The 14,898-nt window shown below is 66.4% G+C and carries 13 protein-coding genes; 5 read left to right on the top strand and 8 right to left on the bottom strand.

Annotation, left to right across the window (positions count from 1 at the left end; genetic code table 11):
• Positions 1 to 20: 20 nt before the first annotated feature.
• Positions 21 to 1,715: a hypothetical protein gene (locus tag IB243_RS18600; RefSeq protein ID WP_192428668.1), complete on the bottom strand. Its 1,695-nt coding sequence runs from the start codon at positions 1,713 to 1,715 to the stop codon at positions 21 to 23.
• 167 nt (positions 1,716 to 1,882) lie between these two features.
• Here IB243_RS18600 and IB243_RS18595 point away from each other — a divergent pair, with 167 nt between their 5' ends.
• On the top strand, positions 1,883 to 2,260 hold the full coding sequence (locus IB243_RS18595) for a hypothetical protein (protein ID WP_225585041.1): 378 nt from the start codon (positions 1,883 to 1,885) through the stop codon (positions 2,258 to 2,260).
• Between the two features lie 374 nt (positions 2,261 to 2,634).
• Here the strand turns inward: IB243_RS18595 and IB243_RS18590 are convergent, their stop codons facing one another.
• From IB243_RS18590 to hemH, 4 genes are all read right to left on the bottom strand, one after another.
• Positions 2,635 to 3,369 carry a hypothetical protein gene (locus tag IB243_RS18590; RefSeq protein WP_192428667.1) on the bottom strand — a complete coding sequence of 245 codons (735 nt, stop codon included), beginning with the start codon at positions 3,367 to 3,369 and terminating at the stop codon, positions 2,635 to 2,637.
• Positions 3,370 to 3,749: 380 nt separating this feature from the next.
• Positions 3,750 to 4,673, bottom strand: a complete 924-nt coding sequence (locus IB243_RS18585) for a HEPN domain-containing protein (RefSeq protein WP_192428666.1) — start codon at positions 4,671 to 4,673, stop codon at positions 3,750 to 3,752.
• A gap of 204 nt (positions 4,674 to 4,877) precedes the next feature.
• Positions 4,878 to 7,367 carry a Lon protease family protein gene (locus IB243_RS18580; protein ID WP_192428665.1) on the bottom strand — a complete coding sequence of 830 codons (2,490 nt, stop codon included), beginning with the start codon at positions 7,365 to 7,367 and terminating at the stop codon, positions 4,878 to 4,880.
• A gap of 126 nt (positions 7,368 to 7,493) precedes the next feature.
• The gene (gene hemH / locus IB243_RS18575) at positions 7,494 to 8,609 is read right to left on the bottom strand and encodes a ferrochelatase (RefSeq protein ID WP_192428664.1); all 1,116 of its coding nucleotides are present in this window, start codon (positions 8,607 to 8,609) and stop codon (positions 7,494 to 7,496) included.
• A gap of 108 nt (positions 8,610 to 8,717) precedes the next feature.
• Here hemH and IB243_RS18570 point away from each other — a divergent pair, with 108 nt between their 5' ends.
• The 4 genes from IB243_RS18570 to IB243_RS18555 all read left to right on the top strand — a co-directional run bounded on the left by IB243_RS18570 (position 8,718) and on the right by IB243_RS18555 (position 11,453).
• On the top strand, positions 8,718 to 9,446 hold the full coding sequence (locus IB243_RS18570; RefSeq protein WP_192428663.1) for an HAD-IA family hydrolase: 729 nt from the start codon (positions 8,718 to 8,720) through the stop codon (positions 9,444 to 9,446).
• A gap of 268 nt (positions 9,447 to 9,714) precedes the next feature.
• A complete protein-coding gene (locus tag IB243_RS18565; protein ID WP_192428662.1) occupies positions 9,715 to 10,560 on the top strand; it encodes a DUF2189 domain-containing protein in 846 nt (281 codons plus the stop codon).
• Positions 10,557 to 10,769, top strand: coding sequence for a DUF2788 domain-containing protein (locus IB243_RS18560; RefSeq protein WP_192428661.1), 213 nt, complete (start codon positions 10,557 to 10,559; stop codon positions 10,767 to 10,769). The genes IB243_RS18565 and IB243_RS18560 overlap by 4 nt, the downstream gene beginning before the upstream one ends.
• Positions 10,770 to 10,859: 90 nt before the next feature.
• Positions 10,860 to 11,453 carry a nucleotidyltransferase family protein gene (locus IB243_RS18555; RefSeq protein ID WP_370540362.1) on the top strand — a complete coding sequence of 198 codons (594 nt, stop codon included), beginning with the start codon at positions 10,860 to 10,862 and terminating at the stop codon, positions 11,451 to 11,453.
• 31 nt (positions 11,454 to 11,484) lie between these two features.
• Here IB243_RS18555 and IB243_RS18550 read toward each other — a convergent pair whose 3' ends face one another.
• The 3 genes from IB243_RS18550 to IB243_RS18540 all read right to left on the bottom strand — a co-directional run bounded on the left by IB243_RS18550 (position 11,485) and on the right by IB243_RS18540 (position 14,793).
• A complete protein-coding gene (locus IB243_RS18550; protein ID WP_192428660.1) occupies positions 11,485 to 12,522 on the bottom strand; it encodes a tripartite tricarboxylate transporter substrate-binding protein in 1,038 nt (345 codons plus the stop codon).
• A 57-nt stretch (positions 12,523 to 12,579) separates the two neighbouring features.
• Positions 12,580 to 13,977: a sensor histidine kinase gene (locus IB243_RS18545; protein WP_192428811.1), complete on the bottom strand. Its 1,398-nt coding sequence runs from the start codon at positions 13,975 to 13,977 to the stop codon at positions 12,580 to 12,582.
• 132 nt (positions 13,978 to 14,109) lie between these two features.
• Complete coding sequence (locus IB243_RS18540) at positions 14,110 to 14,793, bottom strand: response regulator (RefSeq protein WP_010460538.1); 684 nt, start codon at positions 14,791 to 14,793, stop codon at positions 14,110 to 14,112.
• Positions 14,794 to 14,898 lie beyond the last annotated feature (105 nt).

The raw sequence follows: 14,898 nt of genomic DNA, 5'->3' as shown, positions 1-14,898 counted from the left end.
GAAACGGCTCCCACGGCAGTTCATGCGAACAGCTCTGCCACCCTCTCCAGGAATGCCTGCATGTTCAGCTCGGCGTCCAGTGTTTCACGGGTGATAACGTCGGCGTTCCCGTGGCGCGCCCCGTACTCGATGCGCAGCTGCATTTGGCCGTCGTCGTCCAGTGCGTTGTCGTAGCCCATCCGGTACATACGCCAGATGTCACCGCGGTGAGCCAGTGCCAAAAAGCGATGCTCGTCGAGGCCCGTGATGGGTGGAAAGCAAAGGCACACCACTTTGATCGCGCCCTCACCAGCCCTGCCGGGCAGAGTGACCACATGGCACCTGAGGTCGTCCGGGGGGATGCGCGCGGAGCCAGGCAAGGTGGCGGCCTTGTCTTGCCACACGCGCGTGAGCTCGGATGCACCATCCGGACCTCCGAACCTGGCCCAAAAGCCACCTGGGTCTTTGCGCAGGTCCTGGTGCAAAGCTTCGGCCACTTCATAGTGGTGACAGCGCCGCCCGCGCGGGTCGGCGGTGTGGATCAGCAGCGATGCCGGAATAGGGCGCAGTGCGGCCCGCCAGGCAGCTACGTCGTGCCAGCGGGCCAGGGGCGGCGTGTGGGCCAGCGCGGCGCGCACGGCCGCCAGGGCCTCGCGTTCCTGAGGCGCGCGCCAATGGTTGCTGTGCTGCCAGTGGTCCTCCAGCTCGCGGGCGATGTTGGCTGCCTGTGGGTTGCCATTGAGGTGGGCGATGACGAGGCGCTGCGCAAGCGGGAAGGCCTCGTCACGCAGGCTGCGCGAGCCGTCGGAGCCGTCGGGGCGGCCCGACCAGGTGTACGCGTTGCGGTAGGGAGTACGCACCGTGTCGGCACTGGCGTCGTTGAGCAGTTGGTCCAGCCCATGCAGGTCAGTGCACAGACCCGCCAGGGGCAGCACGCGACCACATACCAGCGCAAGGACCGCAGGCAATTGCGACAGACGTTCGAGTGTCCACCGGTGCAGGGAGCCCGGCCCGGGCTCGAAGAACGCCATGCCCAGCTCGAAGGCCGTGTCCTGGTGAGGCTCGGGGCCCAGGGCTTGTGCCAGCACAGCGGTACAAGCGTCATGCCACACACGCAGGGTCAGGTTCAGCACTTCATAGCGCATCAGATTGACGATCAGCACCTGGCGCACAGCACCGAGCCCTCGGGCGAGGACGATGGGCGCGTCGGGCTTGTCGGGTGGTGCAGCTTCCAGCGCAAAACCGCTGCCAGCCATGGCGCGCGCCAGGGCAGGGGCCAAAACTTCTCGCACCTCGCTCTCGCCGCGCAGCGCGTCTGGCGGGAGCGCCCCCCAGGGCCGCTTTTCGGCGGGCGCCACAGGCGTGGCAGCTTGCGCGAACTCGGTCGGCACTACCCGGCCGTCGGGCAGAAAACCTACGCCCAGCGTCGCGTCATACGCCACCAATCCCAGTGCACCGGCAATCTCCACAGCCGTCCGGTATGCAGGCATCTCATCCACGTTCGGGAGGTCAAACTGCCATGCCGCGCGACGGCAGGCGTTGGCCTGCTGCAAGGGCGTGGTGCGGCCCGTGTCCTTGAAGCGATCCTCGAACCGCAGCGCGAACTCGACAAAGCGCAGGTTCTTGCCGTCCGCGCGTGCGTGCAGTAACTCGCGCATGGCTTCCAGCGCCGCAAAGCTCTCAGGCAGCGGCAGGGCATGGCGATCGGGGTCGAAGAGGTGAAGGCTAGAGGGCATGGCTGAGCGGATGCAAAGGGTTGGCTCGCGGAGCTTAGCCGGGATCAGGGCCGGGCAGCTTCACCGCACGAGAGGGACTTCACGCTCGCGTCGCGTAGCAGCATGCCGGCCTCCCGCTTTTCCTGTTCGGGCACTCCATGGGCTAGTTCGCAGCGCAGGCGGCGATTTTGGACCAAGCATTCTCCTGGTCCGGCACCGTGATGTCAGGCTCCACCGCTCTCGACCTGTTCGCCGCCGGCATGGCCAACGCCCCCGCCGACGCGCCCGCCGGGCTCGCTGCATTCAACGCAGGCTTCGAGCACCGCACCGGCTACGAATGGCTGTCGCGCGACGCCGCAGAGGTGGACGCCTACGTGGCAGACCCGTGGTGCGGCTGGGACGTTCCGGATGACGTGATCCCCTCGCTTTTCGCGCCTGCGCCCCGGCTGGCTGACCTCGCGCTGCTCGCGCGCATCCACAGTGACTTGCCCATCCTGATCGCGTCAGGCGATGCGGACCCGCTGGCCGCAGACGGGGTGTTGAGCGGTATCGGGATGCGGGAGTAGCCGATGTGACGGTCAAGCTGTACCCGGCGGCGCGGCATGAGATCTTGAATGAGACGAATCGGGATGAGGTGACTGGGGATATCGTGGCGTGGCTGCGGGCGCGGGTTTGAGAGGGGTAGTCGGTTTTCGATGACTGTTAGCGAGCGGAGGCCATAGGTTAGGAGCAGCCGGTGGCGCGCAGGAAAAGTAGTCGCTTAACGCAGAGGTAAGTGATCCTTTGCCGCAATATGCCCGAGTCAATCGGGCCGTCACCCTCCATAAGAGCGGCTAACCAAACGCAGCGGAGCGGGCCTGGCTCGGCGTTCCGCCGCAGGCAATACAAGGAGTACGACAAGGCGGGACAACGACGCCAAGGGAGCTTGCTGTTGTCCGTGTTAAGCAATCCATGGCCAACAACGCTTTGCCTTCTCGAAGACCGCACTTGAAACCAAGTTCAGCGCGATCGCGAATAAGCTGGTGAGCGCTAGCGCAAGAATCGGATGAGCCCTCACCCAATCAGAAAGTCGAAAGTAAAGCGTCTTTTTGAGACCTGTCAGCTCTTTTTTCAGTGCGGGAAGGAATTTGGCGTCTACCTGCCGCTGATGTAAACGATTTCGGCAGGCGTCGCAAAGGCAAGGCCGTTGAAGGGAGAAGACGATATCTCCTTTGCTGGAGCACATGTCAAAAAGGCAGCCCCGGATGTCATCATGCTTCCAGCTCAGTTCACCGGTCGGTGGAATCCGCCCCTCCGCCTTGTACAAACAGGTCAGTTCGTACGCCACGCGCAGGATGAACGTCTCTACAGTGAAGTTCTCGTACTGCACGATCTCGGCCATCTCGTGGAGAGAGAGGATCGCGACGTTTTGGGGCAGCCGGCGTAAGAAGTAGTTGTCCTCAAGTGGAGCGTTGATTAGACCTAGGGTTAGATCCGCGCCATGCGAAGGGGCTAACACCTTGGCAAGTTGCTCGTCCGTGTATTGCCAGTCGTCACCTTCTGCATCTGGGAGTTGTCCTACTGAGGCACGGTGCTCTATTCGCATGACGACGCTGCTCCACTTCTCCAAGTAGGGCACATCTACAGGCTGCTTGAGGCTACCGAGCGTCACTAGCGAGATGCGGATTTGGTTCATATGGCGTGAAGGCTAACGTAATGTGTCTCGCAAAACCTGGTAGACAAGCTGGGACCTTCGGGATATTCAGGACACAAGCTTCTCTCAAACCTGGCTTGCAGCACAGGTTTGCTGGCGACTGCTTAACCAGACATCCAGATATGAAAATTTCAAGAAATCCGGCAGACGTCAACGAGGCGAAACTATAGCCCGCTACAAAGCAAGGACCGCGCACTTAGGCTGCACATTTGGACTGGTCAGGCAGGCGGTTGTGGGTGAACGACCACCTTGTTGTCGTATTGCGCAATTTCGGTTAAGAGCTCAATGCTATCGGTTGCCCTGCATGCCAGGACGGCGAGTTTGCCCTTGACGTGGCGTCGAGACGTCAACTGAACTAACGCCTAGCAACCGAACAAACGCGCATCTAGTTCATCTTTTGATGGAACAGCACGCAAGTAAATCATCCTGATCAAGATGCGCCGGAGTAGCTCGAAGGTCGCTAGGAGATCTTCGCTTTGGTGCTTGGGCTTACCGTGAGCTGCTGCCGACCGCTTATCGTACAAGTGTGCGATTGCCTTTTGCCTAGAGCGGCGCGTTTCCCCCGGCTCTTCCAAAAAGCTGGCGATGAGTGCCGAAACGCGGAACTTCAGCTCAGCCGTCGAGGGCGAGAAGAGTGCCTCCATCGCCGCCCATAGCGATACCAATGCAAGGGCCTCGTTCTCGATGAACTGGGCGGCGTCCAGCGCATCGAGTGCAAGTCGAAACTCGGTACTGGAAGAGTAGAGCTTGTGCGCGGATCGCCAGTTCGTCTGAACCCAAACAACGCTGTCAAGCAGCGACGATGTCTCGATGAGACCAAGCCGTGTGCGCTGCTTGAATGACTCTAACGGAATGACGCGTGGGCCGTCACCGTCCATGTGTATTAGGTCCGTGAACGGGTGCTCTGACATTGCATGCAGGCGGATAGCCGGATTGGTCCACAGCCGAAGTAGCGCTCCCAAAAAACGGGCGATTTCGTACTGCTGGGAGCGCGACTGAAAGTCTGTGCTTGGGACTACAAGCTCTGCGGAAATGCGGGTTTTCTTGCCGCCTAGTTGCCAGAAGGCTGGTCGAGGCAAGGGTGGAAAGCCGTCTGCACCCAGCGTGCGCCCGTTCGCCTGTTTAGAGTCCTCTTCTGTGTTGACCAGCAGAAGTGACGAGATGAAAGTTGCATCTGCGCCACGAAGGAATATGCCCTCCCCGAGGTCTATGCACCGTTCACTAAGTGGCAACTCAGTGAGAGCCACGTAGAGAGGAGGCACTACGTCAATGCTTTCCTGACTCATTCGATTCAACTCCTGCGTGCGCTGTATGTCGTCCAGTAGGTCAGGACTAGGCCATTGAACGTGATGCGAAGCCGCAAGCTACCCGTTCGGTTCGCACTGCTTCTCGTGGCCGATAGTATGCGTTCGATGTAATGGCCGAACGACAGCTCTCGCAGCTATGCTGCCAGAGCCTCGCGCATTCAAATTCTTCGGCCACTGGTCCGACTACCGCCCGCGCGCGCCTCGCCCCCTCCGCGCACCCCCCGCCACCTGGCAAGCCCTCCGATAAGCACGCAGCGTCAATTCCGCCCGCTGCATCACCGTATCTTCCACAGCGGTAGCACGGTCGGCCAGTTCGTCGGCCTGCGCCTGCAACAACTCCGCCGGGCTCATCCCCGACGCCTCTCCCGTCAGCAGCGCAATCCCCTCGCTCACATGCCCCATGGTGTAGACATGAAACAGCCCGCGTTCCACCGCGTCCAGCACGCTGCGGTCCAGCATCAGGTGGCGCTGGTTGCGGGCGGGGATCAGCACGCCCTGCGTGCCGTCCAGCCCTGCGGTGCTGCAGGCGCGGAACCAGCCTTCGATCTTTTCGTTGATGCCGCCCACGGGCAGCACCTCGCCGTGCTGGTTGAGCGCGCCGGTCACGGCAATGCCTTGGCGCAGGGGCAGGCCTGACAGGCTGGACAGCAGCGCGTACAGCTCGGCGCACGAGGCCGAGTCGCCTTCCACGCCGCTGTATTCCTGCTCGAACACGATGGACGCATTCAGCGCCAGCGGCGCTACATGGCTGAACAGGGCGGTGAGGTAGCTGTGCAGGATGAGCACGCCCTTGTCGTGGATGGGGCCGGACATGTCCACCTCGCGCTCGATGTTGAGCAGGCCCTCTTGCCCGGCAAAGGTGCGCGCGGTGATGCGCACGGGGAAGCCGAAGCGGTAGTCGCCCAGGTCGATCTGCGTCATGGCGTTGATCTGGCCGGTGATGGAGCCCTGCAGGGTGATCAGGCGCTCGCCTTCGGTGATGGAGTCGTGCAGCTCTTCTTCGGGCTGGTTGTGGCGCTGGGTGCGGGCGGCCAGGGCGGCCAACACGTCGGCGGCTTGCACCAGGGTGCCGCCGCGTGCCTTGCACAGGGCGGCGCTTTCGATGGCCAGCGCTTCGGTGTGCGCAAAGCGTCCGCTCTGGCGGCGCTGGTCGTCGGCCTCGCGGTGGGTCTGCTCCAGCACCAGGGCCACGGCGTCGGGGCCGAAGTGGGGCAGGCCGCGCTTTTTGCAGACTTGGGCCACCAGGATGGCGGTGGCGTGGTGGGTGGCGGGGGTGGCGGCAAAGTGGTCTGAAAAATCCACCTTCACGCGAAAGCGGCGTGCGGCGTCGGGGTCGGCGTCTTGCAGCGCGTAGTACTCGTCCACCGATCCGATCAGCACGATCTTTACGTCCACATCCACCGGCTCGGGCTGCAGCGCCACGGCGCCGCCGGGGCCATGGCCTGGGCCGCCGCCTTCCTCGATCTGCAGGCGCCCGCAGCGCAAAAAGCGGCGCAGGCGTTGCCACAGGCCTTCTTCGGCGGCCAGGTCGTGCAGGTGCAGCAGGATGAAGCCGCCGTGCGCCTTGAGCAGGCTGCCCGCGTGGATGCTGGTGTGGTCGGCCTGCACGGTGTCGGCGTCCGAGCCGTGCTCGATGCTGCCAAACAGCGTGCGCTGGGTGGGGTTGTCTTCCACCACCACAGGGGCGGCGGTACGGCCGTGGTTGTCTACCACCAGGTTCACCTGGCAGCGCGCCAGCAGGTCGTCGAGTGCGTCCTTGCGGTCGTCTTCGGCGTCGGTGCCCTGGTCGCCACCTCGTTCGGCATCGAGGGGCTCGAACAGGTCGATGTCGCCCAGCACCGCATGCTCTACCTGGTCGAGCCAGTGCGTGAGCTTGACGGTGTCCTTGATCTGCTTGCGCAGGCCCTGGCGGATGTCGTGCAGCGCGTGTTCCACCAGGGGCTTGATGGAGTGGCGGCGCAGGGCAATCAGAGCGTCGTCGCGGGCGCGCTCCAGCGGGCGGGTGGCTTCGAGAAAGCGGGCGATCTCGGTGCGCAAGGCGTGCTCGGCGGCGTCAATCTCTGCGCGGCGCTCGCGGGGCAGGGCGCGGGCTTCGGCTTCTGTCAGCGGCTGGCCTTTGGGGCCGGTGAGGGTGAACACCATCTGCCCGCCCTCGCGCGAAATGCGGAACTGGCGCGCCTCGGCAAACGCGTCCAGCACGGCAAAGGCCTCGCTCTCTTGCGCTTGCCAGGTTTTCTCGATGCGTTCGGCGTCGGCCTTGAAGGCGGCGGCTGCGAGGTGTTTGGGGATATCGGCCTGCAGGTTCTTGGCCATGTCGGCCATGCCTTGGCGCAACTGCCGGCCCTGGCCCGCCGGCAGGCGCAGGGCGAGGGGGTGGTCGGGCTTGTCGAAGTTGTGCAGGTAGCACAGGTCGGGCGGCACGGCGCGTTCTGCCGCAGCAGTCTGCATGGCCTGGCGCAGCAGCGATGCGCGCCCACTGCCCACTTCGCCCAGCACGAAGAGGTGGTAGTCGGGCTGGTGCAGCCCCAGGCCAAACTGCGCGGCGGCCTGCGCGCGCTCCTGGCCGATCCAGGGCAGGGGCAGGTCTTGCAGCTCGGCCGTGCTGGCAAAGCCCAGCGTGGCGGGGTCAATCGTCAGGCGCAACTGGTGGGGGGCGAGGGCGGAAGCGGGCATCAGTACAGGTGTTGGGGGAGGGGCAGGGTCACCACAGTGTGTCTGCCATCCAAAATATGAGTCAAATTGGCTGCTAGCGCTTTGTATATAAGCGCTAGTAGCTATAAAAATGGTAGTAACGGGCAGTCAGTGAGCTACCGGGCATGCACCCTTGGGTGCGCCACCCGCCTGCGCATGGCTGCGCGCATCGGCCAGCGCCGCAGCGGTGGGCGCCTCGGTGGGCCAGCCCGCCAAGTGCTGCTGCGCCACGCGGCTGAGCGCGGTGATCCAGTGGTTGTTGTCGTTCAGGCAGGGGATGTAGTGAAACTCCTTGCCGCCCGCGTGCAGGAAGGCCTCGCGCACTTCCATGTTGATTTCTTCCAGCGTCTCCAGGCAGTCGCTGGTGAAGCCGGGGCACACCACGTCCACCCGCCGCGTGCCGGCCTTGCCCAGTGCCTCGATGGTGGGCTGGGTGTAGGGCTCCAGCCACTTGGCCTTACCAAAGCGCGACTGGAAGGTGATGCGGTAGCGCTCCGCGCGCAGGCCCAGGCGCTCGGCCAGCAGGCGGCCCGTCTTGCGCGCCTCGCAGTGGTAGGGGTCGCCCAGGTGCAACGTGCGCTCGGGCACGCCGTGGAAGCTCATCACCAGCTGGTCGGGCTGGCCGTGGTGTTTCCAGTGGGTTTCGATGGTGCGGGCCAATGCGTCGATGTAGCCGGGGGTATCGTGATAACGGTTCACAAACCGCAGTTCGGGCACGTTGCGCGTGCGTGCGGCCCAGGCATACACCGCATCGAACAGGCTGGCCGTGGTGGTGGCTGAATACTGCGGGTACAGCGGCAGGATCAGGATGCGCGTGGCGCCCTCGGCTTTGAGCGCATCGAGCTGGCTGGCGATGGAGGGGTTGCCGTAGCGCATGGCATGGCGCACCAGCACGGCGTGCCCGGCCTCGCCCAGCCAACCGCGCAGCAGCGTGGCCTGTTTGGCCGTCCACACCGCCAGGGGCGAGCCCTCGGGGGTCCACACGCTGGCGTATTTGGCGGCGGATTTGGCGGGGCGGGTGCGCAGGATGATGCCGTGCAGGATGGGCCACCACACCAGCTTGGGAATCTCCACCACGCGGTGGTCGCCCAGGAACTGCGCCAGATAGCGGCGCACGGCCGGGGCCGTGGCGGCGTCGGGCGTGCCCAGGTTGCACAGCAGCACGGCGGTGCGGTCGGCCTGGCCGTGGGTGTAGGGGGGGTCGGGGGCAAAGGGTGAGCGCATGGCCCCATTGTGGCAAATGGCCCTGGCCCTTTGCGCCGACGGGTGCATGGCCCACGCATGGACCTGCGGGGTGAATGGGTGGGGCGTGTCGGGTATTCTCGCCAGACCATGCCTGCACCCATCCCTGACCTGCCCCCGGCGCAATCGCTGGACAAGGGCCGCATCCGCGCCATCACCATTGACCTGGACGACACGCTCTGGCCCATCTGGCCCACCATTGAACGTGCAGAGGCACTGCTGCTCCAGTGGCTCACAGAACACGCGCCCGCCACGGCCGCCCTGTTCCAGAGCACCGAGGCGCTGCGCGCCATCCGCAACCAGATGGTGACCCTGCGGCCCGACTTGAACCACGACCTGAGCGCGCTGCGCCGGGAGTCCATTCGCCTGGCGCTGACCCAGGCGGGTGACGAGCCCGCGCTGGCCGAACCCGCGTTTGAGCTGTTCTTTGCCGAGCGCCAGCGTGTGCAGTTGTTCGACGATGCCCACGATACGCTGGCTTTCCTCGCGTCGCGCTACCCGGTGGTGGCGGTGTCCAACGGCAATGCGGACGTTCACAAGGTGGGCATTGGCCATTATTTCCAGCACAGCCTGAGCGCTGCAGTGCTGGGCGTGGCCAAGCCCGATGCGCGCATCTTCCACGCCGCCGCAGGCATGCTGCAGGTGCCGCCGCACGAGGTCCTGCACGTGGGCGACGACGCTGCCCTGGACGCCCGGGGCGCGATGGATGCGGGCATGCAGGCCGTGTGGTTCAACCCCGCCGAGCATGCGTGGCCGTATGACACGCCGCCCCACGCCACGGTGGGCAGCCTGACAGCGCTGCGCGAATTGCTGGATTGATTTGGAAGCTCCCCTGTGCCGCGTTCGCCGCCTTCCCCTGGAGATGGCGATGCGCATGCTGCGGGGTGGCCTTTGTCCGGCGTTTTTAGCCGGGGCCGCGCCCGTTTCGCGGGCGCGTGCAGCGGCCAACCATTGAGTTGGGCCATGGCGGGCTCCCGCCTTGTTTCTTGTCGCAGGTCAAGGCTTGGGCGCGCCATCGCGGCCGGAGCGCTTGATCCCACCGGCGGTTGACGCCACACTCACCCGTCGCCTTGCCGACCATTCCACCATGCCCCGCAATCCCCCCGCCTTGCCCCGTGTTCGCACCATCGGCCTCATGCAGCCCATGACCTGGCTCGTTCTGGCCTGGCGCGACATGGCGCGTGCGGGCTGGATCAGCTTTGCCCATGGCCTGGCGCTCACGCTGCTGGGGGCGGCCATTTTTGCGGTGGCGCACAACCGCTTCTGGCTGCTGGCCGGGGCGCTGTCGGGTTTTCTGGTGGTGGCGCCGGTGCTGGCCACCAGTCTCTATGCGCTGAGCCGAGCGCTGGAGCGCGGCGAGCCCGCGAACCTGGGTGTGGTGCTCAAGACCTGGCTCAACTGGCAGGGCAGCCACGTCAACAAATGGGGCAACGACTACTGGTGCATGGTGCAGTTCGGCGCCTTGCTGGCGCTGGCGGCCACGGGGTGGGTGATGACGTCGGCGGCGCTCATCACGCTGCTGGCGCCGGTGCCCATCCACACGCCACTCGATTTTCTGCGCCATGTGGTGCTGGCACGGGATGGCTGGCTGTTCGAGATCTGGCTGGCCCTGGGCAGCCTGATGGCGGCGCCGATCTTTGCGTCCAGCGTGGTGGCCATGCCCCTGCTGCTGGACCGCCGCGCCACGCTGCTGCAGGCCGTGCTGACCAGCTGGCAGGCCGTGATCGGCAACCCGCTGCCCATGGCGTTCTGGGCGGCACTGATCCTGGGGTTCACGCTGCTGGGGCTGGGCTCGCTGCTGCTGGGGCTGATCGCCGTCATGCCCATGCTGGGCCATGCCAGCTGGCATGCCTACCGCGACCTGGTCGACGCCTCCAGCCTGCCTGAACGCGATGCCACCAAACCCGCGCAGACAAGTGGGGTGGCACCGTGATCTTTGGTTTTACCGAGGCGCAGATCTCGGGCTTCTTCCTCACCTACGGGGTGGGCGCGTTCATCCTGTACATGCTGTTCATCATCGGGCAGCTGGCGTGGGAGTCCAAGGCCGGGCGCTTTGGCACTTTTGTGCTGTTCCTGGGGCTGGGCGTGGGGTTTTTGGGGTTTCTGGCCAAGGTGGCGATCCAGTGGTGGCTGGAGAAGTGAGATCGCCTGCCCGTGGCCGGGCGGGGTAGAGGTCGGCGTTGCCCCGATGTTTTCTTTGGCCCCAGATCACTACTGCGCAGGGCCCGCCCTGTGACCCACCACAGCTCTTCCTGGACCGAGCACCACACCCGGCTTGTCGCCCTGGTGCGTGCATCGCCTGCGTTGATGGGGGCGCTGCGTGCCGTCCGGATGCTGGGGCTGGGCTCGTGGTGCATAGGTGCCGGTGCGGTGCGGTCTCTGGTGTGGGACGACTTGCATGGGTTTGCAGAACCCACGCCGCTGGACGATGTGGATGTTGTCTACTTCGACCCCGCTCGGGAGGGCACAGAACACGATGCGGCGCTGGAACACCGCCTGCGCCAGGAGATGCCGTCCGTGGTGTGGGAGGTGACCAACCAGGCCACCGTGCACCACTGGTTTGCCCGCCACCTTGGGCAGCCAGTGGCGCCATTGGAGTCGCTGGAAGACGGAGTGGGCACCTGGCCGGAGATTGCCACTTGCGTGGGTGTCTTCCTGCGTGCGGACGATTCCATCGGCGTTGTGGCACCCCACGGTCTGGACGACTTGTTCAACTTGATCGTTCGCCACAACCCGGTGCGCGCCGATGCGCGAACCTACCGCGAGCGTGTGGCCTCCAAACGATTTGCCGCGCGCTGGCCGCTGCTGTCCATCCGCCCCGCTTGAGGCGGATTCGTGCCCTGAGCCGGTGACCGCCTCAGCGCGGCCAGGACCGTAGGCCCAGCTCCTGCGCCAGCTGGCGGTACTCGCTCAGGCTGCGTTGCACAAAGTCCTCCAGCGCCGCGCCGGTGCGTGCAAACGGGTACAGGCCGTGCTGGCTGCACAGCGCGGCATAGCCAGGGGCGGCCAGCGCTTCGGCAAAAGCGGCCACCCAGGCGCGCACGGCCGCATCGGGGGCGCTGGCCGCCATATACAGGCCGCGCACCGTGGGCCAGACCAGGTCGATGCCTTGCTCCCGCGCCGTGGGCAGGCCAGCCAGGGCGCCTGGCAGGCGGGCCTGCGACAGCACTGCCAGAAAACGCAGCGGGGCACCCTTGTCCAGGGCCTGCTGGGCCTCGGCCGCGTCCCCGGTGAAGATGCCGATGTGGCCGCCGCGCAGCGCCTTCAGGGCCTCGCCGCCGCCTTCGAACGAGACAAAGCGCATGCGTTTGGGGTCTTGCCCTGCTGCGCGCGCCAGCAGCGCGGCCTTCATCCAGTCCTGGCTGCCCAGCGTGCCGCCCGCCCCGAAAACGACGCGGGTCAAGTCCTTGCGCAGCGCCGCCACCACATCCTGCAGGTGCTGGTGCGGTGAGTCGCGGTGCACGGCCACCACGCCGTAGTCGGTGCCCAGGGTGGCGAGCCAGCGCACGGCGCTCACCGGGTGGGGGCCGAAGCGGCCCTGCGCGATGTTCAGCAGCGAGCCGCTGGAGAACGCCACCAGGGTGCCCGGCCCGCCCAGCCGCCCGGTGGCTACCTGGTCAAACGCCACGGCACCAATGCCGCCCGGAAGGTAGCGCGTGCGCAGCGGCGGCCGGGCGGGGCGCACGGCCTGCACGGCCTGTGTGGCCAGGCCGCAGGTCAGGTCGAACCCACCACCGGGCCGCGAAGGGGCCACACATTCGGCCGCCTCGGTGGAGGCATCGGCGGCCCATGCAGCGGGCCACCAGGCCGAGGCCGACGCTGCGGCCAGGGCCAGCAGGGCTTGCCGGCGTGGGCTGCTGTCTGGGCCGGGGAGGGGCATGGGAAGGTTGCGCATGATGTGCTGCGTGCGGGGTCGGGAGGGCCGAACAACGTGCCGTATGAGATCAGAACATCAGGGACGTGGCCACCACAGGATGGCCAGCAGGCCGGGGCCGCCCGCGCGGTCTTCCAGCCGCAGGGTGCCCCGGTGCCGTTCGGCGATGGACCGCGCAATCGCCAGGCCCAGGCCCGACCCGCCCGCAGCCGCTTGCGAGCCGCGCCGGTAGCGCTGGCCCAGCGCATTGCGTTCGCTGGCGGGCAGGCCGGGGCCGTTGTCTTCCACGCTGACGCTCCAGCCCAGGCCGTCGCCCGCAGCGGATACGGTGACCGTGCCGTGCGCGGGTGTGTAGGCAATCGCGTTGGCTGCCAGGTTGGTCAACGCCTCGCGCAGCAGGCCGCTGTCGGCCACCGCCATGAACTCCGGCGTGGGGGTGTGGATGCCAAAGTCGATCTGCCGCGCGCGGGCACGGGGCAATAGCTCCAGCGCCACGGTGCGCAGCAGGGCCGCGAGGTCGAAAGGGGCCAGTTCGACCGCCGCCGTGTCGCTGCGGCCCAAGGCCAGCAGCTGCTGCGTACTGCGGGTGGCGCGCGCGATCTCGCCACCGATGGCATCCAGCGTGTGTTGCACCTGGGTCGCATCGGCCTCGCGCCGGGCGTAGTCGATCTGCATCTGCAGGGTGGTGAGGTGGGTGCGCAGCTGGTGCGAGGCGTCGTCCAGAAACTGCCGCTGCTGCGCCACCAGGTCCTGCGTGCGCGCCATCTGTTGGTTGGCAGCGGCCACCAGGGGACGGATGTCGGCGGGCAGGTCGGTGTCGGCCATGGGGGTCATGTCGTCGGGGTTGCGCGCCTGTACCTCGCGGGCCAGGCGCGCCAGGGGGCGCAGCGCCACGGCCAGTGTGGCGGCGGTACCCAGCACCATGAGCGCCAGCACCAGAGCGTCGCGCAGCGCAGCCCGGCGCACAAACCGGCGGGTGAACTCCTGCCGCGAGCGGGTGCTTTCGGCCACCTGCACCAGCACGCTGCCTGCATCGGGTCCAGGGGCTGCGACTTCTACCGCGCGGCGATAGGCGGCCAGCCGCACGGATTCGCCAAAGTAGGTGGCGTCGTAGAAGCGGGGCACGCCGGGTTCCAGCGGGCCGGGGGGCAGGGGGAGGTCGGCATTGCCCAGCTCGACCAGGCCATCGGACGAGGCCACCCGGAAGTACACCGGCCCGCTGGCCGTGAGTTCAAAAAATTCGAGCATGGTGTAGGGCAGCTCGGCCGACAGGCCGCCCGATGCCGTGGAGATGTTGGCGTCGATGGATTTGAGTGCCCCGAGCAGCGAGCGGTCGTAGGCCGCATTGGCCGCCTCCAGCGCATCGTGCCGCGTCATCCACAGCTCCACGCCCGTGACCACGGCCAGCAGCGGCAGCAGCAGCACAGCCAAAAGCCGCCACAGGCTGGCCCGGCGCAGACGTTGAAACAGACGCATGCCCTTCACGCCGGTCTCCGGCAGATGGGCGCAATCGTGCGCACTGGCGCGGCCCAGGCCAATGCCACCGTGGAACTGGTTTTGCCAGCCCACCGGCGGCGTCCCCCCCGAGGGGGGAAGACGCGCAGCGTCTCAGGGGGGCGCCACATCACTGGATTCGAGCGCGTACCCTAGGCCGCGCAGGGTGGTGATGCGCACACCACTGCCATCGAGCCGCTTGCGTAGGCGGTGCACAAACACCTCCACCGCCTCGGGGTGCACGTCTTCGTCGTCGGAGAACACGCGGTCCAGAATCTGCTGCTTGGAGAACGGCTCGCCGCTGCGCTGCACCAGCACGCGCAGCACCGCATGCTCGCGCGGCGACAAGGCCAGCGGCTCGCCGTGCAGCGTGAACTGTTTGCGCGCGTTGTCGTACACCAGTGCGCCACAGGCCAGGCGCGGGTGTTCGTTGCCGCGTGCGCGGCGCACCAGGGCGTGCAGGCGGGCTTCCAGCTCGGCCAGCTCAAACGGTTTGGCCAGAAAGTCGTCGGCTCCGGCGTTGAGCGAGCGCACGCGCTCGTCCAGCGAGTCGCGTGCGGTCAGGATCAGCGCGGGCAGGCGCTGGTCGCGGTCGCGCAGGCGCTGCAGCACGGCCTGGCCGTCCAGCCCGGGCAGGCCCAGGTCGAGCACCAGGGCGTCGTAGTTGTCGTGCTGCTGCAGGGCCCGGTCGGCCAGGCGCCCATCGTTCACCCATTCCACCTGGATGCCCGCATGCTCCAGTGCACGGCTGAGCCAGGTGCCCAGGCTGTGTTCGTCTTCGGCCAGGAGGATGCGCATGGGGGGATGCTAATGCCGCTAGAGTGTGCTTGGTGCGCCTGCGTGGGACCGGAGACTTTTGAAATGGGCGGGCTCCAAGGCGACGGCCACGGCTGGCGTTCCCCT

This window comes from Acidovorax sp. ACV01 (assembly GCF_014851495.1).
Classification (GTDB): domain Bacteria; phylum Pseudomonadota; class Gammaproteobacteria; order Burkholderiales; family Burkholderiaceae_C; genus Acidovorax; species Acidovorax radicis.
Note: the sequence above shows the minus strand (reverse complement) of the source record. Positions and strands in the feature narration are given on the sequence as shown.